We start from the raw sequence: 22,040 nt of genomic DNA on the forward strand, positions 1-22,040 counted from the left end.
CATCAGTAAGTACTAAATTTTAGTCGCTTTTTTGTAGTACAGGCAATATGCGGTAACAGCGATAATTGCACCGATCAGAGAAGCGATAAGTCCGTCGGTCTCACCAAAATTGTAAAATCCGATTCGTCCACCAAGCCATCCAAAAAGAACTGAACCAATAAGCCCGGCAGTCATTGTGGCGAAGACTTCTCCTTGTTTCATTCTACGAAAGAAAAACTTGGCCAGTGCTCCGACCAGGAAACCAATCATTAGAGTCCAATATACGATACCCATAACCATAGAAAACCTCCTTTGGTGAGCTCGTACTCTTAATCATCACTGTTTTTAGAATTTTTAGATAGACGATAAAAGCCAAGGATTGCTTATCTTTTATCGAATGATTGTTTCATAGGTACTAGTAATTCGGTAATCAAGTTAATACAGTTATCTGATGAATATTATAAAAAACTTATCACAAAAACAAATCCGCATAATTATTATGGGTCTCGTTATTCTTTTTTCTATCATCATGTTTGGAAAAGTCGTTCATGAAGTTTTTTATGAAGCTAAAGCAGGGGATTTGGAAGCTATTGCTTTTGATAATAAAATTTTAAAAAAATTCCAGGAAGTGAGAAGCAGTTCGCTGAATCAATCAATGATTGATATTACGGCCCTTGGATCTTTTAGCGTGATTGTTTTATTCACCTTTTTGATTATTACTTTTCTGCTAGTTTACAGAGACTGGAATGGACTAATGTATCTTTTTGTTATTCTTTTGGGCTCTAGTGTACTTCCCGGATTTATCAAAAATTATTTCATGCGAGAGCGCCCCGATATTCTCGGCCGTCTTACAGAGGTAAGCAGCTCTTCATTTCCCAGCGGACATTCTTTCGGCGCGACGGTGTCGTATTTCTCACTGGCCTTTCTTTTATCCAGAGAAGTCAAAAATATCAGGCTCGAAATTCTCTATTACGCTCTGGCGGCCATAGTCGTTGGAATGGTTGGAACTTCTAGAATGTACCTAGGCGTTCATTATCCAACAGACGTCGTAGGTGGAATTTGCTCAGGTCTAATATGGTTTTCGATAGTATCCATTCCATTTGTCTACTTTTCGAAAACCACAGACTCTGAATAAGTAAATTATCCTTTGATTAGAATTCCGATACCAAAGGCAATGAAAAGCACGCATGAGAAAACACGCACCCATTTCATTGGAACTTTTCTCAGAAGTTTTTCACCTAAGAAGATGGCCAGTGCATTTGATCCCATCATCCCAATCGTTGTCCCCAACGTGACCATAACGATATCCTGATAACGAGCTCCCAGAGCAATCGTTGCTAATTGAGTTTTATCTCCCATCTCTGCGAGGAAAAAAGCAATGATGGTCGTAACAAGAGCACCGAAGTGTCCTCTTTCTTTAAACTCTTCTTCTTTGTCTGGAATTAAAATCCATAAACCAAAGACGAAGAAGATTCCCGCTAAAATGTAGATTAATGTCTGATGAGTTACGAGAGTTGAAACCCATGCTCCGGCCCATGTTGCTAGTGCGTGGTTTAAAACAGTCGCTATGAATACACCCAGTAAAATCGTCCACGGTTTTTTATAACGTGTGGCCAGAAGAAGAGCGAGTAGTTGGGTTTTATCACCCATTTCACTTGCGAAGACTAAAAGAAAAGAATTGATTAACGCTTGCATGACACCCCTACAGTATTTTAAGCCGTGAGGTTTTTGTTAGGTAATAACAAGACGACACGACGATTATAAAAATCATCAGTATCAGTCTCGCCGACAAGATTGCTCTTGCAGATGTGCCGGGGTTTTCACCCAATATGTCGACACAGCTTCTGGAATTTTAGGTATCCAGATGACTACTCCCTAATATGAGTCTTCAATTTACACGGTGATGGGAAATTTGGCAAAAGGAAATTTAGGATTTCAGTTCAGAATGACCATTTTTAGATATTTAAGCAAACCCAAGAGAACAAATTTTATCTACAATCCTTGATCCCATTCCTTTTCTGGAAGCCAGGTAATCACATTATTATCAGTCGCATTGACCTGGCCTGCTTCGATTTTTTTCATAACGGTTTCGTAAAGATCGCCAGTGCCTTGGCCTATTCGTGATCCAATTTTATTATTATGAATGTCCATTTGATCGAAGTGGTTCGTTGGATCTCTCTCACACATATAAGTCACAAATTCAACAACCACGGGAGAAAGATATCTCGATGTCAGAGCAGCAGAGTAGGTATGCCTGAAAGCATCCTGAGGGCCGCCTCTTCTTCCAGGAAGCTCCGTCGCCATGGCCAGGCGATAAAGAGCAAAGACAACAATCATGGGTGAAATAAAAATTAAAACCAAAAGTGAAATCAGAATTTTTTTCTTCATGAATTAAAGATCAGACGAATTTGCATGAATGTAAAGTAGCCCTTGGCCCTTTAGTTTTTTAATCACTCCTTCAATTTTATTCGGAGCAACCGCAGGACATCCTTGGCTTAATCCAAGTCTTCCCTTTGTATCAGCAAACCATTGAGTGGCATAATCAGCTCCGTGAAGAACGATAAGTCTTTCGCGTGCATTTTTATTAGTATCAGAAACTCCATCAAGCTTTAATGAAATTCCATGTTTTCCATAATAAGGTTCAACATCAGTAATAAAGAATCCCAGAGAACTCATCTCACTTCCGACGACATTAGAAAAAGCTCCGGCCCATCCAGGACTTGTCTCAGACTTTTTCCCGTGAGTCACAAGCATTGATTCAACGGCACCTGTTTTAAGGTTTAAGATAAAAAATCTATTCTTAGTCGATTGGATCGTGAAATCGATAATTCCAATATAGCTAGTATTAGCGACCATGCCGCCTTGATTGTTCTTATAAAACTGCAGAGCAGGCGCCAGGGCAAGGTTTGGGATCGATTCAGCACAGAATCCAGGCTTACAGTAGTTGGTACCGTTAAACTTCAACCACAGCTGCTTAGAGGAACTCTCAGCATGGGCCATTGAAGTGGCCGCAGCGATAATGGTAATAATGAATAGTGCTTTAAGATTTTTCATAGTGAGCCTTCTACATGTATTTTGTGGAGTCCGTAAGGGATAGGGAAAAAATTTCAAGGAAATTAAGCGGCCTGATGTTAAACCAGGCCGTTAATCATTAAAACTTGAGATCTTATTTAGTAAGGAAGGTTGTTAATTAAGCACTTTCTCACTTCAACCAGCTTTTCACCGTTAAAGTCTTCAGTGATTGTATAAGAGTCTTTTGTAATCTGAAGCTCAACTGACCCAGTTTTTGTAGGGTAAGACAGAACATATGCTCCGTTTACCTTATTAAGGGGAATGTTTTGAGCGTAAGCAAATCCAGTGTGCAGATCTTTGTCGCTAACAAGAAGTGCGTTAACAAAAAATACATTGTTTGAACCTTCCTCTGTTTGAACAAGAGTGGCCATATAATCACAAACAACAACTTCGTTATAGTCATAAGCAAAGACGTTTAAGCTCATTATCATTGCTGCAAGTGTAATCATTTTTTTCATCGATATCTCCATTGTTAATTATCGCCGAACGAGATGAAGCTAGCGTGGTTAAAGCTTTTTTGTCCAGTATTTAAGCTTAATCTTTCCTCAATCTGCACTCGCGAATTTTCAGTCTTTAGTTATAATTAAAGAACTATTAAGTTTGAAAATATTGAATGTAAGAATCAGTATCAAAAGTAATGAAGAAGTTACTTGAGATAGATGGATTACGCTGGGAGAAACCTTTGAAGAAGCGCGTATTGAGTTTTAAAAATCACTATCACGAAGAGACTCCTAAACATTTACAAAATTTTATGAAATCTAAAATAGAAGTCCATAATCACAAAACTCATATGTGGAATGCTTTTACTGACTCAGGGCTTTCAGATATTTTAGATCAAGACTGTTCTATCTATCCTCGAGTTCTTCCTGGCTCATACCTTCCTGTGATTAATAAAACCGCAAAACAAATCACAGAAATGATTTTAAAATTAATCACACTTCCCGAAGCAGAAGTGCAAGCAATCTTTCCATCAGGTCCCGTCAGAGATTTCTTAATTAAAGAATTAAAAGTGTTAAAACATAGACCAGATAGACTCGTTGGAAGTTTACGTTTTGATATGGCCATCGTTGGTGAGCCGACGGTCAATAATCCACCGAAGCTTCTAGAGATTAATGAAATTGGTTTTGATGGATTGGCGAGAATGCCTTTTATTCAAGACACATTGTTTTCTTTAATGCCTGACTTGAAGAAAAAGTATTTCTCTTTAAATACATCGCAAGCAGAAATTAAGAACATGAGACGCTTAGGAAAAAACTTAGCTCGTTTTCAAACTGATTGTTACAACTGGGATGAAGAGTGTCTGCTTAGACGTGCTAAAGAAATGAAGTATGACTTAAGGCTTATCACTCCGGCCAATTATGGATTGGATGTTGAGACAGAACATTATCCATCTTTAAGGGAAGAAAAAATCCAGATTAAAAATGGAAAGATCAAAATAGGTAATGACTGGTACCCTGAAAGTTATATGGTGAGTTTCGCTTTAACGATCGAAGATTATATTCAGCAAAAAAACTTCTATGCAAAACTTATTAAAGAAAAGGTTCCTCATTACGGGCCGTTTTTAACAGGATTGTTTGCTTCAAAAAGCATTCTTCCTATTTTAGCTGATCCACATTTAAGACTTAAGATGCTTGGATCATCTAATAAACTTAAAAACTCAATTCTTCCTGCCCAAATGCTTCCAACTGTAAGGGGAGAAGTTCTCGCTCACCCAGAAGATTACGTTATTAAGTTCACCGATGGATTTGGTGGTGAGCATGTATTCATGGATGATGAGCTGGTTAAAAATATTAAAAAGATCCCAGCGAATAAAATGCACGAGTGGGTTATTCAAAAGCGAGTGAACTTAAATACGATTGGTATTGATGGATTTTTAAGTCATCCTAAAAGAGCGATTTCCGATTTAGGAGTTTTTGTTCAGTACGACTGGAGCAATGGTAAGTTCAATCACTTTGAAGTGGGAGGATTCTTATCGCGTGCAACAAATACAAGCTTAAAGGTTAATATCAGCTCGGGCGGATCTCAGGTCGGAGTTATGTTCAGCAAAAAAGGTTAATAATCACATCGGCCCGATAGATATTGAATTAGTTGGATTTAAAATTATTTCAAAATATTGGGTCGCTGAAAAAAATAATAGAAACTAAGTTAGTTTAAATTAAAAAATCAATTAGCAATTCCCCATATACAAATTAAAAAAAACTATAAATGAAAAAAAATATTCTTCTTGATCTTCTCTGATCTCAGTTTTTTTCCTGATGAAAATCATGTTCACCTTTAATATTTTTATCCCGACTAGCTGGTGAAAGAAATCAAAGGAAGAGTGAATGAAAAAAATTGAAAACATGAAATTTAGAACTAAACTTTTATCTATTATAGGGATCTCTTGTTTAATATGTGCAGGCACATCAATTGTGACTTCATTATATTTTTCTAAGCATCAGTTGAATGCAGGTATAGAAGAAAAAGCTCTCACTATACATTCACGTCTGGAAGCAGCGACAGAATTCGTTGCTTTGCAGGGAGGATTAACCCCCTTTGTAGAGCGTTTAAAGAGCAAGTATAAATCAGATGCAGATATGACTGATGGAGATAAGTTAGATGTGCTTAAGCAGGTTCCCATTTTTGCAGCGATGAAAATTGGGGCAAAAGATGCTGAAAAAGAAGGTTATGAATTTCGAGTGTTCTCTGATGAGCCGAGAAAAAAAGAAAATCAAGCAACAGCATTTGAACTCTCAATTTTTAAGAAATTTGCAGACGATCAAAAGTTAGACAAGTTTGTTCATAATGATGGAGTAAGAATTATTGTTTATAAACCAGTTCGACTTTCTGACAAGCAGGGATGCATGACTTGCCACGGGGACCCAGTGACTAGCCCGTGGGGAAATGGAAAAGATGTATTAGGTCATAAAATGGAAAACTGGAGAGATGGTAAACTTCATGGAGTGTTTGCAATATCGACAAATATCGAAAAAATTTCTGAATTAAGAGAAGTAGATAAAAATACCAGAACGACGATTATGTTAGGGCTTGTTCCAATTGCAGTGTCCTTGTTTGTGGGCTCTTTCTTCCTTAAAGGCCCAATGGCCAGTTTAACTAGTATTGCTGAAGTACTTTCTCAAATCAGTGGGAATGTTGGAAAAACATCAACTAGTATGAGTGATAATTCGTCCGGTCTGTCTCAGGCATCAGTAGAGCAGATGGCCGCTCTTCAGGAAACCGCAGCTTCGCTGGAAGAAGTGGGGGCAATGATTAAGAAGACTTCAGAAAATGCCAAGGCCACTTCTGAGGCTTCAGCGAAATCTCATAGTAAGGCCAACCATGGAAATGAGATTGTAACTAAGATGATTCATTCAATGGAGGATATTAATAATTCTAACCATGCTGTTCAAGAGCAGATGAATAAATCTAATCAGGAATTTTCAGAGATTGTGAATGTCATTGTTGAGATTGAAAAGAAAACAAAAGTTATTAATGAAATCGTTTTCCAGACAAAGTTACTTTCTTTTAATGCTTCAGTTGAAGCAGCAAGAGCAGGAGAGCATGGAAAAGGGTTTTCTGTAGTGGCAGAAGAGATTGGAAATCTTGCCAGTATGAGCGGTACGGCGGCGTCAGAAATCAGTGCGATGCTTGATCATAGTATAAAGACAGTTGAAAAAATCGTAGCGACTTCAAAAGATAAAGTAGATAAGTTAATGGTCGATGGAAAAGAAAAAGTTAATTATGGAACTGAAGTTGCGCGAGACTGTGGAATTATTCTTCATGAGATTGTCGACAATATAAAAATTACTTCTGAAATGGCCGGAGAGATCTCTAGTGCCAGTCGTGAACAGGCACAGGGAGTTCAGGAGATTTCTAAAGCAATGTCTCAATTAGATATTGTGACTCAGGAGAATTCAAAAACCTCGCAGGATTTATCTGATATTGCCGGTAAATTGAATGAAGATTCAGTTACGCTAGAAAATACAGTTGTTGATCTAATTAAGACAGTAAACGGACAAAGTTAAAACATACGAGGGGGAGCAACAGCAAGAAGTTGTCCCCCTCTTCTTATTGGATTGTTGAAAAATTATTCTTGCCCCAATATGGGACATTTATGGTTTCAGTTTCGATTCAGAACTCATAAAAAAATGGTTTCCAATTTGCAATTAACCTTTTCGACTCTCTGTCGCATTATGCGCAATAATAAATTCGTAAAAGGGGGATACACATGATTTGGACATTAATAGTTGGTTTAGTTGTTGGGGCTATCGCAAAACTTCTTATGCCGGGGAAAGATCCTGGAGGAATTATTATTACCATGGTGATTGGTATCGTCGGATCTATGATCGCCTACTTTATTGGAAGAGGACTTGGATGGTACGCAGAAGGTGAGCCAACAGGGTTCATTGCCTCAGTCATCGGTGCAGTGATCTTACTTGCGATTTACCGTGCAATTATCGGACGCAATTCACGCATTCATCACTAGAAATCTTATTTTAAATAGAACGAGGTTTATATGGGACGCTTTGATAATAAAGTTGCTTTTATCACTGGAGGAAATTCTGGTATCGGTAAAGCAAGTGCTTTGATGATCGCTAAAGACGGTGCGAATATCATGCTGGCCGATTTGAAAGAAGACCGCGGTGTTTTAAAAGAACTCGAAGAGCTGGGAGTAACAGCATCCTTTGTGAAGTGTGATGTTTCTAAACCAGAAGATGTTGAACACGCCATTAATGAAACCATTAAAAAGTTTGGTTCACTCGACATTGCTCTTAATAATGCTGGAGTTGGTGATCAGGGAATGATTCACGAAAAAAGTATTGAGCAATGGCACAAGGTTATTGAGATTAACCTTAGTGGTGTCTTCTACTGCATGAAGTACGAGATCGAGCATATGTTGAAGCAAAAGGATGGCGGTAAAATTATCAACATCTCATCAATACTTGGACAGGTTGGTGAAGCTGGAGCTGCCGCTTACGTGGCCGCCAAACATGGAGTTGTTGGATTAACTCAAACAGCTGCTATCGAGTATGGCGCAAAAAATATTCGTGTGAATACTATCGGCCCCGGATATATTTCAACTCCCTTATTAAAAGATATAGATAAAGAAAAGCTTCACGAGATTGAAGAAAGACATGCGATGAAGCGCTTGGGACATTCAGAAGAAGTGGCCAAGGCCTTTATATGGCTGGCCTCAGATGACTCGAGTTTCTTAACCGGGGATTATATTCCAGTAGATGGCGGGTATCTCGCACAATAAAAAATAAAAGGGCCATCGTTTGATGGCCCTTGTTTATTTTATAATAAAGCTCTGATTTTTTCTTTAAGATTTTGAGGAGCAATTTGCTCAAGCCTGCGAAGAGTTTGTATCACGAAGAGTGATAATAAAAGGCCCTGCATAAAGCAAGGCCTATCATATTTTAAAATTAGTAAGGAAAACTTAATTCCACTGGCGTCTTGTTCGGAAGAAGTTCTTCAATTTCATCAACACCTGTCATGTTATCTTGCCATTTACCAAAAGAGACATTCAGTTTTGTACCTTCTTTTCCTAAGTAAAGAGAAGCTCTAATTGTTTGATTAGTTTCTTTGATAGTTGCTTCTAAATCAACACGAGTAAAAACTCTTATTTCACACTCATTTTTAGTTTGAGCATTAAGTTGTGTTTCAAGGGCCACATATTGAGAAACTAGTGCTGCTTCATTAACTTCTAAAGTTCTTGCCTTGTTGTTAGCAACTAAAAGATCACTCGTATCTTTAGAGATAGTAAGTGAAGCATAGTTATACTTTTGAAATGGGCTCGCTGGAACATTTAATGTTTTCTTATAACAAGCTTCCCACTGTCCAAATAACTTTGGGTTATTATCAGTTGTAGCAACAACTGATATTGCTGTGATTTTCGTAATTGTATATTCCGAGTACTCAGTACCTTGAGTGCGATCAACAGCATTACCAAGATTTACTGTCGCTGCCATTGATGAAGAGATTGTTAAAAGAATTGCAAAGGGAAGTGCTCTTAAAGCTAATTTCATAAATACTCCGATGATTGGTTACTTAAATTCAAAGTACCTTCTTTTCTCATTTAATTGGGAGTTTTGAAAAGAATTCATAGTGCCATTCATTAACAGAAATAAAGGAAAAGTGTTAAATACCAAAACGGGTATAAATGGTTATAAAGAGACGTTCCGCCCCGCAGGCCCTCAAAAATATTTTACTAACTATTAAGTTCTACATACTTTTCATTATTCTCTTAAGAAAGAATAGAGGTATCCATATTGCAAATTAGTAGTTTGATAATGAAGGCTTATCTCAGGAGAGAATTATGCTTTATGAATTTTTGCTAAAAAACCAAGAGGAAATCTTAAATTTGACTTCAAAGAAAACTCTTGAGTTAGCAGGAAAACGGTCAAGTTCTACGCAGCTTGAGGCAGGACTTCCCATTTTTTTTGAACAGCTTCTGGATGTGCTTTTGCTGGAAAGAGAGGAACATAAAATTTATGAAAGCGAAAATCAAAAGGTTCGTTTAAAAAATAAAGGACTGATGGTGAAGGCCGCAGATGAAAGCGACGAAACCTCTTTAGCAGAATCATCAGGCAGACCAGATGAAGCCGAGCTTGCCAAAACAGCTAAACGTCATGGGGAAGAATTACTAAGATTAGGATATACACTTTCCCATGTCGTCCATGCATATGGTGCTATTTGCCAGGCAATCACTGAACTTGCCGTCATAAAAGACGCTAAGATTACGGCCAATGAATTTCATGATTTTAATCGTTGTCTTGATATTGCAATCGCTGGTGCAGTGACAGGCTTTTCAAGTGATCAAAATCTTAAAGAAGCTAATAGAGAAGTTGAACATCTTGGATTCCTCGCTCATGAATTACGGAATGCACTTACAAGTGTGAATCTTTCATTTCAATTAATAAAAAGAGGCACAGTCGCGACAGGTGGAAGTACTGCACAGCTTGTGGATAAAGGACTTAGCAGAATTGAATACCTGATTGATCGCTCTCTTACAGAAGTGAGGATGAAAATCGACCCGAGAGTCATTATTGAAACAGGTTATTTATTGCAACTAGTAGATCAAATTGTTACGACTGCCTCAATTGAGTCCCAAATTAAACACCAGAGTCTTGAAATTAACATTGATCCAAAAATTGTTATTAAAGCGGATCAACAGCTTTTTTATTCTGCGATTTCTAATTTAATTCAAAATGCAATCAAGTACACACGTATAGGTGGTAAAATTGAAATACGAGGCAGAATCGTTGAACAAAATATTGTGATTGATGTAGAAGATGAATGTGGTGGTTTATTAACGGCAAATGCAGCAGATCTTTTTAAGCCATTCGAGCAACAACATAAAAATAAACAAGGATTAGGCCTGGGTCTTACGATTGCTCAAAAGGCGATAGAGCTCAATCTTGGAACTATCAAAGCAAAAAATCTTCCAGGTAAAGGATGTATCTTCACAATTACTTTACCAAATCATACGATGTGACATTCTGGATTTTTGACAAAAAAGCCTTATTTAAGAACGGCAGGGGACTTTAAGGGCGAATTTGTAAGTTTTTGAGGGAGATTTAAGGGCTTAGCTGTTGTTAATACTCGACTCATCAACGGGATATATTTTTCACTCCCATTGAAATATCAACATTTTTCAGTTAAAAATTGCTTTTATTTAATAAGGGTAAATCCATGAAAAGTTTATTTTCGCTAGCATTCATTTGCTCGGTCAGTTTCATTCCTGCTGCTGTTATGGCCTCTAATGCTCCTGTCGATAGACCTCGCGTTTTATTAGAAGAAATCAAAATGCTTGATGATAACAAACGCATCATCGTTCCCGTAAAAATCGAAGCAAAAATTCAATCTCTTGTCAGTGCCGATATCGAAGGTCACGTGACTCGCATTCTTAAACCTCTTGGTTCTCTGGTTAAGTCTGGCGAAGTGATTATGTATCTTGAAAATAAAGATCCAAGTTTTACTTACGCTGCAGTTCCGGTTAGATCTCCAATCACTGGAGTCCTAAGCCAAATGCACACGAGCCAAATGACGAAGGTTATGCGTGGAGATAAACTGTTTGCAGTTATCGATCCTAAATCACTAAAACTTTCTGCTGAATTCCCAAGTAACGACGTTATGTCAGTTCACTCAGGACTTGTTGGTCAGTTTAAAATGGATTCAAAGTCAGATATTAATCTTCCAGTGAGAATCACAGGAATCAGCCCATTAGTTGATTCACGTACAGGAACAGCATCAGCTGAATTCGAATTCACTGATTTCAAAAAAACACTTCCTCCAATTGGATCAATCGGGCAGGCGACTTTTGAAATCAATCAAGGATCAATCATCATGATCCCTGAAGCTTCATTAGTTTTCCAAGACGGTAAGGCCATGGTGAGAGTTCTTAAGGGAAAAAATCAATTCAGTAAAAAACTTATTGTTTTAGGTGAGCAAAGAGATAACAACTACGTTGTTAAATCAGGAATCACTAAAGGTGATAAGATTATTGTCCGCTCAAGCCGTCCTTTAAAAGAAGGCGAAATGTTTGATGTGGATGCACCAGCGAAAGTTCAATGAGTAATCTCTATTCCAAACCTCTAAGGGTTTATATTATCCTCGGAGCGCTTGCGATCTGGGGGATTATTAGTGGACTGCAGTTACCGATATCACTATTTCCTAACAGCAGTCAGATTACCATTTCAGTTAGTATCCCGATGGGATCTTTATCTTCACAACAATTCTTTGAAGCTTACGGGAATGACTTAGAGTCAAACCTGCAAGGGATGAAGATTGAGTCAGTGGCCGTTAAAGAACTTCACGCTGAATACAGAAACCAAAACGCCAATTACCAAATCACTTTTGAATGGGGTGCAGATCCTGAAAAGGCCAAGAGTGATGTTCAAAATCTCGTCAACTCACGTATGGCCAGCGCCAGTGAAGATATCCGCCGTGGGATTTCAGTTTACTCATGGAGCGAGAACCGTGGTTTTTTCGCCATAAGTTTTTATAGTCCAATGCGCTCTCTGGATGATTTATATCAAACACTAGAGCCGATGATTACTCCGCTAAAATCTAAAATTGAAGACGCAGGCGACTTCGGATTATTTAATCCAAACAGCAAAGAAGTCTCAATCAGTTTGATCCCAGAAAAGCTTGCTCAGTATGAAATCACCACTGTTCAAATTCAACAGGCCATCGAAAACTCAGTTGTTGGATTAACTGGTGGAACACTTAAGTTAGGTGAGAAAGATTATCTGATTAACCTTCCTAAAAACACTCCAACTTTTGAGCAGCTCTCTCAAGTCAGAGTTTCTGCAGCAGGAAAACCTGCCATCTTTTTAAAAGACATCGCCAAGATTACGATGGGAGTTTCGAAGAATAACCGTCAGAAGTTTAAAACCAGTGGTGTCGAAAGTTTGATTTTATTTGCCAGCCCTAAAGAGGGTGGAAACATCAAGCAAATGTCTGATCAGATTATGACCCAGATGGAAATTCTAAAAAAGCAGTGGCCAGCTGATGTTGAATTCAAAATCCTGGTAAACCCAGCTGAATTTATCAATAGCAGTGTAATGAGCGTTGTTCATGAAGTTTTTCTAGCGGCCTTTCTTGCTGTTATCGTTTTATTTGTTTTCTTAGGAAGCTTTAAGAACGTTATTACTGCTGCTATCGAAATCCCTTTAAGTTTACTCATGGCCTTCATTCTTATGCGTTTAGCAGGAATGAATTTAAACCTCATCTCTCTTGGTGGATTGGCCTTATCTGCAGGTATGAACGTTGATGCCTCAGTTGTTGTTTTAGAAAACATCGTCCGCCATTTTGAACATAAAGTAGGGAAGCTTACTTATCAGGAAAAACTTCAAACTGTTATAACAGCAGTTAATGAAGTGAGACTTCCGATCATTGCTTCTACGCTTGCTTCTCTGGTTGTATTTTTTCCATTAATTTTCACTCAAGGTTTAACTCACTCATTATTAGGTGACCTTGCTAAGGCCGTTATTTTCTCTCACGGTCTTTCGGCAGTAGTTGCTCTTGTTTTAGTTCCAACGATTCGTCTTCAACTTTTATCAATGGGACAAAACTTAGAATCAAAGTCTCCAGTTGAAGGAACAATTCTAAAAATAGAAAATTTCTATCGCAAAACTCTTGAGGCCTTTTTAAATAGCAAAAAATTGCAAAGTGGAGTATTCGGTGGAGTTATCCTTCTTCTACCTATTCTTTTCTTTTTAGTCATTCCACGCCTGAATAAAGAAGTTATCGGTAAACCTGATAGTGACTGGCTTATTATCGGAGTTTCATCACCATCATTTTCAACGATGAAGCAATTGGAGTCTGAACTAGACGATCTCGAAGCAAGCATTGATAAAAACTTTGGTGACGAAAAACTTTATACCTTCACTCAGATCCAGGGATCTCATGATGGAAACATCATGGTGAGAATGAAAGATAAAAGCAAAATCCTAAAGATGGTTGAGAAGGCCGAAGAATTATATAAAAACACTTCAACGAAATTCTACTGGGCAGAATCATGGAACCCGTCAGAGTTATCCATTCCTGATCCTCCTCAATACCGTTTAGAAATTACTGGTGGAGACCCAATCAAGAGACTGGAAGCCGCTCAGGACATTCAAGCATTGTTACTTGAAAATGGAATTTTTGATAAAGTCCGCGTAACTCCGACTGCCGATAAAGAAAAAGAAATCCGCGTGCAACAATTCGTGGAATCGGGAGCTGCGTCCGAAGTTCTTTCAAAGTATGAACTCTCTCATTATTTGCGAGTCGCAACTGATGGTGTGTATGCGGAAAAGATTTTTTTAAAGCAACAAGAGATGCCAATCTACTTAAGATTAAATAATGATGATGTGACTTCTGTTGATCAGCTTAAGGCCCTTCCAATTGGCTTTGAAGGACGCTTAATTCCACTTGGAGCGCTTGCTAATATTACCTTAGAAGATCGTGCACCTAGAATTTATAGAGAAGATCAAAAATCACTTATCGTTCTTACCGGAAGGCTTAATAAGGCCCAACTGGATCAGGCAAAAGAAAGAGTAAAGAAAGCTAATGAAGTGCTTGTGAAATATAAGGCCGGAAGAAATGCTAACAATCCAGACTTGCCCTCACTTGTAGAAGTTCAACCTGATAAAGAATTACAAGCTTCACTTGACCAGCTTAAGTGGGCCGTAGCGATTTCAATCGCTCTAGTTTTTTTAACGATGGTGATTCAGCTGGGAGACTTCGTTCACTCACTTTTAGTACTTGTTGCGATCCCACTAGGATTCATCGGTGTACTTGTATCGTTATTTGTTTTTAGCAGCACACTCTCACTTAACTCAGGACTCGGAACAATTCTCTTAAACGGAATTGCCGTCGCCAATAGTATCATCCTCGTGGACTTTATTCGTAAGCTTCATGAAGAAGGCAAGGACGCCAAGACTGCCACTGTTGAAGCTTCACTGGCACGTCTACGCCCGATCCTTATGACTTCCATGACAACTGTTCTAGGTATGCTTCCAATCGCTCTAGGCTTCGGTGAAGGTGGAAAGATCCTTCAACCTCTTGGGATTGCCGTATGCGGAGGTCTTTGGGTGTCGATGCTTTTAACTTTATATATTGTTCCCGCACTTCAGTATTTATATCTGCACAGCAAGGAAAAAAAAGCGTGATCATTTTACTTCTTAGCTTAATGGCATCTGCCCATGCAGAAATAACTCCCTTTTTTGGTGACCTGGAAAACTTTAAGACTAAAAGTTTAACGATTCAGACCGAAGAACAAAACTTAGTTGCGAGTAATGATTTACTTTTATCACGTAGACTTTTTTGGACGCCAAAACTGACTCTTTCATTAGATAAAAACCGCACGAAATTAAATAATGTGACTGTGACCGATAACGACGGCATCAATGCAGACCTGACGTTAAACCTCTTTAAAGGTGGGACAGACTGGAACAACATGAAGGATGCTAAGGCCCAAAGAAGTGCTCAGAGGCTTCAGGTCTTAAATGAAAATTTAAGGGTAGAAGTCAAAGCTTCTGACTTAATTTTCAGAGCTCTTTACATTAATGAGTCTCAGAGAATTGAAGAAAAACTTCTTAAGCTAAAAGAAGAGTCTTATAAAATTGTTAAGGACAGATACAATCAAGGGAAAATCCCACTTCAGGAAGTCACAAAGTCTGAAGTCGATCTTGTTCAACAAAAAAACAAATTAAGAACAGCTGTTTTAGAGTTAAGTGAAAACAGATCTCAAATCGCTTCTTTATTTATCAATGTGATTCAAACTAAGACTTGGCCTTTTGATGAAAAGACGATGCCGAAACTTCCGAGTTCGACAAACCTTCCTGTCGCGGAACAAAAGTTTTGGATTAGCCAGTCACGTGAACAAGCATGGCAAGCAACAAAAGGCTTCCATTGGCCTTCTCTTGATTTTCATCTTCAATATCAAGTCGCTCCAATAAAAGAGCGTACTGATAAGCAGATAGTAGGGGTGCTTTCTTTAACACTTCCTATTTGGAATCAATATGAGACTTCATCACAGATTTCTACTGCATATGCCTCTTATATAGGCGCACTTAACGATTACAAAGAAACAGACCAAGCTCTTCAACAGAGAACATTGTTTCTAAAAGAAAAAATAGAAATGGCCCGTTTGAACTTATATGAGTCGAAGAGAAATTTAGATTTATCTAAAAAGCTTTATGAAGATATTATGAGAAGCTTTCGATTGGGACGTATTTCAACGAATGATTTGATCATTGAGCAGAACCGCTTGCTGGAAAGTGAGAATAACTTGGCAATCAGTCAGTTGACGTTTCATCAGGGGATTATTGAAGCTTGCACGCTATCAGGGTTAAAGTCTGTAGAATGCTTGCAATAATTATCTATCGGACTTAGTTGAGGCCTTTCTTTCGAAATAAGCAATATCAATAAGCAGAGTTGCAGCTAGGATCAGCTCTTTTTCTTTTTGATGCATTTTTTGTGATCGGAAATCGATTGTGAAATTATCTGCGTCTGTAAAAGTTTCCTTCAGAAGCCCAGACCATTTCTTTAATATTAAAGCGACTTCAATATTGTTTCGAGTCACCGAGAAAGTCCATGGCCTCCAGATAGGGGAGTCAATGTTCATGATCGCATTGTCATTGGCATCACATAAATCGAATTTTTTATACAAAAGACCGAAGCGTTGTTGAATGCAACCAATCTTTATTCCAGTATTCGTTGTTAGCTCTAAACGTTGAAATAAAAATCTAAACGGATGATAAGCTAGATACACTGGGTTTCTTTCATTATCCATAATCGTAATTGTAAAAGTTCTCCAGTGTCCGAAAAACTGACGCCAGAGAGTTTGCGAAAGTTTCTTTCCATCTTCGGCCGCAAAACCAATCTGCTGCCCATACTCATTTTCAATGCTGTACTTATTGCGAGATTCAAATCCAAAAAGTTCGACGACTTCTTTTTTTTGATTGATGAGTATTTTGCTGCTGCTTTTAAGATGTTCTATGATCATAATTTTTTTCTTTTTAAGTTGAAAGGGGGGCAGTAGTTCCCGACAATGATACCAGACTTGCACTTATAGAAATAATATCTACTACTGCTTCGACCATGCATTTAAAAAACATAACCTTTTTCATATTCATACTTCCTCCTTAGTTTTTGTCTGATTTATTTCAGATAACTCGTAAAAATATCTTACGAAAGTGACTAAAAAGACCAAAAGTACAAATCCGGCCATTGCCATTGGGAACCCCACTGCCCCACAAATTGCCTGAGCAACTCGATTCCAGAAGAAGATACTCCTGAAACTAATCCCGAACAATTGATGTATGAATTTATAAGATTAATGACTGTGATTTAGATTTTGGACAAAAAAAAGCCTCGCGTGAGCAAGGCTATTTTCGTTTTTTTGTATGTCTCTAAAATGGCGGGAGCGAAGGGACTCGAACCCTCGGCCTTCTGCGTGACAGGCAGACGTTATAACCAACTTAACTACGCCCCCAACAATCTTAAAGAAGCTAAAATATAAGGATAAGAGGCAGAATCGTCAAGGAAAAAGTCAGGTATTTCAAAAAAAATGCGCCTGTTGCGATGCTTAAAGATTGTAGGCATCGGGGATTCATCTTAGACTATTAGTACAAAAATAACCGTTTATGTACTCATAGGAGTCTTGTGAATATTTTTATCACTGGTGGAACGACTGGTATTGGCCTTGCTCTCGCGAAACTTTATTTAGAAGAAGGGCATCGTGTAGGCATTTGCGCCAGAAACCTTAGCAAGTTCCCTGTAGAGATTAGGAATAAGTATAAGCAGCTTTCTTGTTACGAAGTAGACGTAACAAACAGAGAAGAGCTTCATAAAGCGGTCACACACTTTGCACCGGTTGAGCTTGATATGATTATCGCCAACGCTGGAAGATCTGTGGGAGCAAAATCAAAAACTCCGATGTTTTCTGTCGCTAACGAAATTATCGATATCAATGTTAAAGGTGTGCTGAATACTTTTGATATTGCTTTAGAGATCATGCTTCCAAGAAAAAAAGGTCACCTTGTAGCGACGGCTTCTGTTGCTGGATTCATGGGACTTCCTGGAGCGGGAGCTTATAGTGCTTCGAAGGCCGCTGTTTTAAAACTATGTGAATCTTATTCACTGGATTTAAAAAGACATGGGATTAATGTTTCGGCGATCGCGCCGGGATTTATTGATACTCCGTTAACACAAAAGAATAATCATAAGATGCCATTTCTTATGAGTGCGGAAAAAGCAGCGAAGCTTATTAAGCGCGCACTTGAAAAGAAAAAAGTTCTTTATGTTTTCCCATTCAGAATGAAAATCGTTGTTTCAATTTTAGATAAGATGCCAAGAAGCCTTTATAGAATGCTGATGAATTTAAAGTTTTTGAACTATAGTGAGGAATAAATGAAAAAATTAGTAATCCTATCTCTTATGCTTGTTTCAGTTAGTGCTTTTTCTCAATCGTCGAAAGCGGTTCAGGCCGTGATTCCTGAGAGTGCTCAGATTAATAAAGCTAAAAAAGCAGCTGATGCAAAAACAGCGGCTAAAGGAGCAGAAGCTCCATGTGCTGATTCGAAAGAAGATGTATTAAAGAAGCTTGAAGAAAAAAAGCAAGCTCAGGCGAAAGCTAACAAAGGGTTCAGTCTTCAAGGTAATACTGATACTGGTTGCACGATTAAATAATTAGAAAAATTATAGCAGATATAAAAAGGCCTCATGATTTCATGAGGCCTTTTTTATTTCTATTCGTCTAAAGTGTCATTCGGATGAGGCTTAAAGAATGTGCTGAACTCTTCAGAGTAAGCAAGCTTCGTCGTATCAGTAATACGATCGATATAAAGCTTTCCAAAAAGATGATCCAATTCATGTTGGAAAACCGTAGCTAAGAAATCTTCAACCACTAAAACTTTTTCTTCACCATGTTCATTAATATAATCAACTTGAATTTTTTTTGGACGTTCAACAAAACCGCGAAGACCTGGAACAGATAAACATCCTTCCCAGAATCCTTGGTGCTCTTGTGTAAGGTATTTCATCACAGGGTTGATGATAACCATCAGTGGTGTCCCAACGAGCTCACCATAGCGGTCATTATCTTCAGGAAGCTCAATAAGTGTGACTTGCAAAGGAACATTGATCTGAGGAGCGGCGATACCAATCCCACCTTCAACTTTCATCGTATCGTACATATCAATCAGGAGTTGTTTAAACTCTGGAGTTTTTAACTCACTAACTAATACCTGCTCTGCCACTTGGCGAAGCGTTGGATGACCCATACGAATAACTGTTCTTGCTACCATTTCAAAACTCCTGTTCGACACTTTATTCTTAGCATAATTTGGGGAATAGAGTAAGCTTTAGCCCTATGGAAAAGGAAAAAAACTATATTACTCCCAGAGGCTTTGCCCGCCTGCAAGAGGAGCTTCACCAGTTAGCTAGAGTAGAGCGACCGGAAGTCACCAAAACCGTGGCCTGGGCCGCTTCCAACGGCGATAGATCGGAAAATGCGGACTATATCTATGGCAAGAAGCGACTAAGAGAAATAGACAGACGAACTCGCTTTTTGACATCGCGAATTGATAAAGCAATTGTTGTTGATCCTATCCTCACAAAAAGTAATAAAGTCCAGTTTGGCGCAACTGTCACGATTGAAGATGAAGACGACGGTGAAACAAAAACTATTTCTATTGTCGGTGTAGATGAAATTAACACTGAAAAAAATCAAATTAGTTGGCGCTCACCCTTAGGAAGTTCTTTGATAGGCAAAGAAGTTGGTGATACAATCTTGCTCAGAATCCCAATAGGCACAAAAACGTACGAGATTATGGAAATAGTCTACGTGAACATTGAATAAAATATGATGAATATAAATTGCGAAATTTCTTTAGGTGAGTTGGTTGATAAACTTTCAATTCTAAGAATCAAATCACAAAAAATCCATGATGCTGAAAAACTTGTGCACGTTAGGAAAGAAGAAGAGATCTTGTCTCAGCTTTTAAAATCATTACAACTCGAAAAAATGCAACATCATCTTGATCAGATGATTGATATCAATTTGCAATTGTGGGTAATTGAAGACGACATCAGAGATCTTGAAAGAAATAAAGATTTCGGTGAAAAATTCATTCAACTGGCCCGCGCTGTCTACATCACAAACGACGAACGTTTCAAAAGAAAAAATACAATCAATACAACTTATAAATCAGGCCTCGTAGAGGTCAAGTCTTACAAAGACTACTAAGGAAAAAACACTCATGGCGATCAAGAAGACGAATACTCGCGTAGCAAAGAAGACCTCGAAGAAGGGCGCACCTGTAAAGAGCGCAAAACTAACTCGCGATGAAAAGTACCGCCTTTATTTAGGTTCAGTACAAAACCCAGCTGCTGATATTAAGTTCATCACTAAAGAGTACAAGTCTCTTTATGGAAAAGCTCCTCTTACACTTCGTGAAGACTTCTGCGGAACTGGTATGATGGCGTGTGAATGGGTAGAGCAGTCTGATGAGCACAAAGCATGGGGTATCGATCTTGATATGGAACCATTAGCGTACGGTGTAGTTAATCACTACGATTCTTTAGACGCCGATGAACAAGCACGTATGAAGTATATTAACGGAAACGTTATGTCGAAGTACGACTTTAGAACTGACGTAATCGTTGCTTTCAACTTCTCATACTACTTATTCAAAAAACGTGCTGACCTTCTAAAGTATTTCACGACTGTTAGAGCTCACATGAAAAAAGAAGGGGCCTTCTTTATCGATCTATTCGGTGGAACAGAAGCTCGTCAGGAACTTGAAGAGTCAGTAAAACACAAAGACCACACATACTACTGGGACTGCAGTAAATATAATCCTCTAACGTCTGAATGCCTTTATTACATCCACTTCAAAACGAAAGACGGTGTAAAACATGAAAAAGTATTCACATATGACTGGAGAATGTGGGACGCGCGCGAACTTCTAGATATTTTAGAAGAAGCAGGATTCTCAAAGACTCATATCTATTGGGAAGGCGTGGATAAAGATGGAACTGGAAATGGGGAATTCAAAAAGACATTAAAAGCAGAAAACTGCGAGTCTTGGGTTACTTATATCTGTGCTCAGCCTTAATTAAACTTCTAACACTCTGAACTCAAATTGCGGGTAACGCTTTTTAAGTTCAGAGTGCCATTGATCTTCAGTCTTATCAAAAACTAAAATCGTCTTATTCTCACTCTTCGCCGCCTGAATCAATGCAATCTGTTCATCAATATCGCCAGCGATCTGAGACTTCGTCGTATTTTTCGTACGCAAATGAGCAAGGAAAATTCTTTCGTTGTAATTTTCTGTGAAGAAAATGTGAGCGTGTTTTTCTGTGTGGTTTTCTTGTCCGTAAAGGTATTGAGAAATCAAACCATCAAACAGGTAATTAAAATCTTCAAAAGCAGCAAGGTCGCGGTTTAAATCCGAAGCCGTAATCCAAAAGATCCCAAGCACATCTGGTGTGAATTGATCTAGGATTGAAAGTTTCGCGCGTGTGCTGTTTACCATGATTTAAGTCTTATCCTTTTGCGATTTTATCAAGAACACTGTTGATGAATCCATGAGAGTCATTCGGGCAGTATTTTTTAGCAACGTTTACGTACTCATTGATGAATACACCTGGGCTTGTTTCTCTATCGTTTTGGATTTCGAAAGCTCCAAGAAGTAGGACAGCAAGGTTCATACGATCAACTTTTTGAAGGTTGTTGTTCGTTAAGTATTTTTCGATAAGTTTAGAATTCTCAGCTTCATTTTTTAATGACCCAAGAATTAATTCTTTAGCGAACATCTTCGTGTGGATGTCGATAGTGTTATCCGGGTGTTCATTGTCTTCTTCGTGAAAAGAAACATCAAATAGGTTTAAAGCATCATTAAGAGCTCTTGAATCATTTACGATATCGTTTTTTTCTTCAGCGAAGTCATTTAGTAAATGTTTGTAGATAAACTTAAAGGCGTATTCACGGCCAAGAGATCTTTTTGATGTAGCATTATTGTTGGTAGTCACGTTTTTCACCTTTATCGCTGATAGATTTTACTGAGTGTAGATTATTTTTTAAACCGAATACAAATTCTTCAATGTCTTTAAAGTCCCAATAGAAAGAAGCATAACGAACGTATGCTACACGATCTAGTTCCTTTAAAAGATCCATGATGATTTCACCAAGATCGCGTGCGTGAACTTCTGTGCGTGAGATTTCAAGAAGAGACTTCTCTACGTTGTTTAGAAGTTTATTTAACTGATCCGTTGAAACATTTCTTTTTTGACAGGCCTTATTCAAACCTTTCATGATCTTTTCACGGTTATAGTTTTCACGACGTCCGTCTTTTTTCACAATCAGAGGCATTTGAATCTGAATGTTTTCGTAAGTTGTAAAACGCGTCTCACACGCATCGCACTTACGGCGACGGCGTACAGAGTTTTCTTCGAGAAGCATTCTCGAATCAATAACTCGTGTATCGGCAGCGTTACAACTTGGACAATGCATA

The 22,040-nt window shown here is 38.3% G+C and carries 25 protein-coding genes and 1 tRNA gene; 14 read left to right on the forward strand and 12 right to left on the reverse strand.

Going from position 1 to position 22,040, the window contains the following annotated elements; genetic code table 11:
- Positions 1 to 12: 12 nt before the first annotated feature.
- Positions 13 to 273 carry a GlsB/YeaQ/YmgE family stress response membrane protein gene (locus tag SHI21_RS04785; RefSeq protein WP_323575058.1) on the reverse strand — a complete coding sequence of 87 codons (261 nt, stop codon included), beginning with the start codon at positions 271 to 273 and terminating at the stop codon, positions 13 to 15.
- A gap of 157 nt (positions 274 to 430) precedes the next feature.
- Here SHI21_RS04785 and SHI21_RS04790 point away from each other — a divergent pair, with 157 nt between their 5' ends.
- The gene (locus SHI21_RS04790; protein ID WP_323575060.1) at positions 431 to 1,114 is read left to right on the forward strand and encodes a phosphatase PAP2 family protein; all 684 of its coding nucleotides are present in this window, start codon (positions 431 to 433) and stop codon (positions 1,112 to 1,114) included.
- 5 nt (positions 1,115 to 1,119) lie between these two features.
- On the opposite strand, the gene SHI21_RS04795 is transcribed toward SHI21_RS04790, so the two are convergent.
- The 4 genes from SHI21_RS04795 to SHI21_RS04810 form a co-directional block, all read right to left on the reverse strand.
- Entirely contained in the window at positions 1,120 to 1,674 is a 555-nt protein-coding gene (locus SHI21_RS04795) for a TMEM165/GDT1 family protein (RefSeq protein WP_323575061.1), read from the reverse strand.
- 297 nt (positions 1,675 to 1,971) lie between these two features.
- Complete coding sequence (locus tag SHI21_RS04800) at positions 1,972 to 2,367, reverse strand: hypothetical protein (RefSeq protein WP_323575062.1); 396 nt, start codon at positions 2,365 to 2,367, stop codon at positions 1,972 to 1,974.
- 3 nt (positions 2,368 to 2,370) lie between these two features.
- A complete protein-coding gene (locus tag SHI21_RS04805; protein WP_323575063.1) occupies positions 2,371 to 3,033 on the reverse strand; it encodes a murein L,D-transpeptidase catalytic domain family protein in 663 nt (220 codons plus the stop codon).
- 116 nt (positions 3,034 to 3,149) lie between these two features.
- Complete coding sequence (locus SHI21_RS04810) at positions 3,150 to 3,509, reverse strand: hypothetical protein (RefSeq protein ID WP_323575064.1); 360 nt, start codon at positions 3,507 to 3,509, stop codon at positions 3,150 to 3,152.
- A gap of 179 nt (positions 3,510 to 3,688) precedes the next feature.
- Here SHI21_RS04810 and SHI21_RS04815 point away from each other — a divergent pair, with 179 nt between their 5' ends.
- The 4 genes from SHI21_RS04815 (at position 3,689) to SHI21_RS04830 (ending at position 8,290) form a co-directional block, all read left to right on the forward strand.
- Positions 3,689 to 5,107: a hypothetical protein gene (locus SHI21_RS04815; protein WP_323575065.1), complete on the forward strand. Its 1,419-nt coding sequence runs from the start codon at positions 3,689 to 3,691 to the stop codon at positions 5,105 to 5,107.
- Positions 5,108 to 5,375: 268 nt separating this feature from the next.
- Entirely contained in the window at positions 5,376 to 7,055 is a 1,680-nt protein-coding gene (locus SHI21_RS04820) for a methyl-accepting chemotaxis protein (RefSeq protein WP_323575066.1), read from the forward strand.
- 197 nt (positions 7,056 to 7,252) lie between these two features.
- Positions 7,253 to 7,516, forward strand: a complete 264-nt coding sequence (locus SHI21_RS04825) for a GlsB/YeaQ/YmgE family stress response membrane protein (RefSeq protein WP_410198811.1) — start codon at positions 7,253 to 7,255, stop codon at positions 7,514 to 7,516.
- Between the two features lie 30 nt (positions 7,517 to 7,546).
- The gene (locus tag SHI21_RS04830) at positions 7,547 to 8,290 is read left to right on the forward strand and encodes an SDR family NAD(P)-dependent oxidoreductase (protein WP_323575068.1); all 744 of its coding nucleotides are present in this window, start codon (positions 7,547 to 7,549) and stop codon (positions 8,288 to 8,290) included.
- A 166-nt stretch (positions 8,291 to 8,456) separates the two neighbouring features.
- Here the strand turns inward: SHI21_RS04830 and SHI21_RS04835 are convergent, their stop codons facing one another.
- On the reverse strand, positions 8,457 to 9,059 hold the full coding sequence (locus SHI21_RS04835; protein ID WP_323575069.1) for a hypothetical protein: 603 nt from the start codon (positions 9,057 to 9,059) through the stop codon (positions 8,457 to 8,459).
- A gap of 290 nt (positions 9,060 to 9,349) precedes the next feature.
- On the opposite strand from SHI21_RS04835, the gene SHI21_RS04840 reads away from it, so the two are divergent.
- From SHI21_RS04840 to SHI21_RS04855, 4 genes are all read left to right on the forward strand, one after another.
- Positions 9,350 to 10,528 (forward strand): sensor histidine kinase, encoded by a 1,179-nt coding sequence (locus SHI21_RS04840; RefSeq protein ID WP_323575070.1) that lies wholly within the window; start codon positions 9,350 to 9,352, stop codon positions 10,526 to 10,528.
- A gap of 197 nt (positions 10,529 to 10,725) precedes the next feature.
- Positions 10,726 to 11,607 (forward strand): HlyD family efflux transporter periplasmic adaptor subunit, encoded by an 882-nt coding sequence (locus SHI21_RS04845; protein WP_323575071.1) that lies wholly within the window; start codon positions 10,726 to 10,728, stop codon positions 11,605 to 11,607.
- Positions 11,604 to 14,690 carry an efflux RND transporter permease subunit gene (locus SHI21_RS04850; protein WP_323575072.1) on the forward strand — a complete coding sequence of 1,029 codons (3,087 nt, stop codon included), beginning with the start codon at positions 11,604 to 11,606 and terminating at the stop codon, positions 14,688 to 14,690. Before SHI21_RS04845 ends, SHI21_RS04850 begins: the two co-directional genes overlap by 4 nt.
- Positions 14,687 to 15,898 (forward strand): TolC family protein, encoded by a 1,212-nt coding sequence (locus SHI21_RS04855; RefSeq protein WP_323575073.1) that lies wholly within the window; start codon positions 14,687 to 14,689, stop codon positions 15,896 to 15,898. Before SHI21_RS04850 ends, SHI21_RS04855 begins: the two co-directional genes overlap by 4 nt.
- On the opposite strand, the gene SHI21_RS04860 is transcribed toward SHI21_RS04855, so the two are convergent.
- On the reverse strand, positions 15,899 to 16,591 hold the full coding sequence (locus SHI21_RS04860) for a phospholipid scramblase-related protein (RefSeq protein ID WP_323575074.1): 693 nt from the start codon (positions 16,589 to 16,591) through the stop codon (positions 15,899 to 15,901).
- A gap of 349 nt (positions 16,592 to 16,940) precedes the next feature.
- Positions 16,941 to 17,017 (reverse strand) — tRNA-Asp (locus tag SHI21_RS04865).
- Positions 17,018 to 17,187: 170 nt separating this feature from the next.
- Here SHI21_RS04865 and SHI21_RS04870 point away from each other — a divergent pair.
- Positions 17,188 to 17,934, forward strand: a complete 747-nt coding sequence (locus SHI21_RS04870) for an SDR family NAD(P)-dependent oxidoreductase (protein WP_323575075.1) — start codon at positions 17,188 to 17,190, stop codon at positions 17,932 to 17,934.
- Positions 17,935 to 18,213: a hypothetical protein gene (locus tag SHI21_RS04875; protein WP_323575076.1), complete on the forward strand. Its 279-nt coding sequence runs from the start codon at positions 17,935 to 17,937 to the stop codon at positions 18,211 to 18,213.
- 59 nt (positions 18,214 to 18,272) lie between these two features.
- On the opposite strand, the gene def is transcribed toward SHI21_RS04875, so the two are convergent.
- The gene (def, locus tag SHI21_RS04880; protein ID WP_323575077.1) at positions 18,273 to 18,830 is read right to left on the reverse strand and encodes a peptide deformylase; all 558 of its coding nucleotides are present in this window, start codon (positions 18,828 to 18,830) and stop codon (positions 18,273 to 18,275) included.
- Between the two features lie 65 nt (positions 18,831 to 18,895).
- Between def and greB the strand changes: the two genes are divergently transcribed.
- Genes greB through SHI21_RS04895 form a run of 3 tightly spaced genes read left to right on the forward strand, consistent with a single transcriptional unit; the run spans position 18,896 to position 20,642 of the window.
- On the forward strand, positions 18,896 to 19,384 hold the full coding sequence (greB, locus tag SHI21_RS04885; protein ID WP_323575078.1) for a transcription elongation factor GreB: 489 nt from the start codon (positions 18,896 to 18,898) through the stop codon (positions 19,382 to 19,384).
- Between the two features lie 3 nt (positions 19,385 to 19,387).
- Positions 19,388 to 19,771 carry a DUF6165 family protein gene (locus SHI21_RS04890; protein ID WP_323575079.1) on the forward strand — a complete coding sequence of 128 codons (384 nt, stop codon included), beginning with the start codon at positions 19,388 to 19,390 and terminating at the stop codon, positions 19,769 to 19,771.
- Between the two features lie 13 nt (positions 19,772 to 19,784).
- Positions 19,785 to 20,642 (forward strand): class I SAM-dependent methyltransferase, encoded by an 858-nt coding sequence (locus tag SHI21_RS04895; RefSeq protein WP_323575080.1) that lies wholly within the window; start codon positions 19,785 to 19,787, stop codon positions 20,640 to 20,642.
- On the opposite strand, the gene SHI21_RS04900 is transcribed toward SHI21_RS04895, so the two are convergent.
- Genes SHI21_RS04900 through nrdR form a run of 3 tightly spaced genes read right to left on the reverse strand, consistent with a single transcriptional unit; the run spans position 20,643 to position 22,039 of the window.
- Positions 20,643 to 21,062, reverse strand: coding sequence for a hypothetical protein (locus SHI21_RS04900; protein WP_323575081.1), 420 nt, complete (start codon positions 21,060 to 21,062; stop codon positions 20,643 to 20,645). It abuts the gene before it with no gap.
- A 10-nt stretch (positions 21,063 to 21,072) separates the two neighbouring features.
- Positions 21,073 to 21,558: a transcription antitermination factor NusB gene (gene nusB / locus SHI21_RS04905; protein ID WP_323575082.1), complete on the reverse strand. Its 486-nt coding sequence runs from the start codon at positions 21,556 to 21,558 to the stop codon at positions 21,073 to 21,075.
- On the reverse strand, positions 21,542 to 22,039 hold the full coding sequence (gene nrdR, locus SHI21_RS04910) for a transcriptional regulator NrdR (RefSeq protein ID WP_323575083.1): 498 nt from the start codon (positions 22,037 to 22,039) through the stop codon (positions 21,542 to 21,544). The genes nusB and nrdR overlap by 17 nt, the downstream gene beginning before the upstream one ends.
- Between the last annotated feature and the right edge of the window lies 1 nt (position 22,040).

The sequence above is a fragment of the Bacteriovorax sp. PP10 genome, from assembly GCF_035013165.1.
GTDB classification, from domain to species: Bacteria; Bdellovibrionota; Bacteriovoracia; order Bacteriovoracales; family Bacteriovoracaceae; genus Bacteriovorax; species Bacteriovorax antarcticus.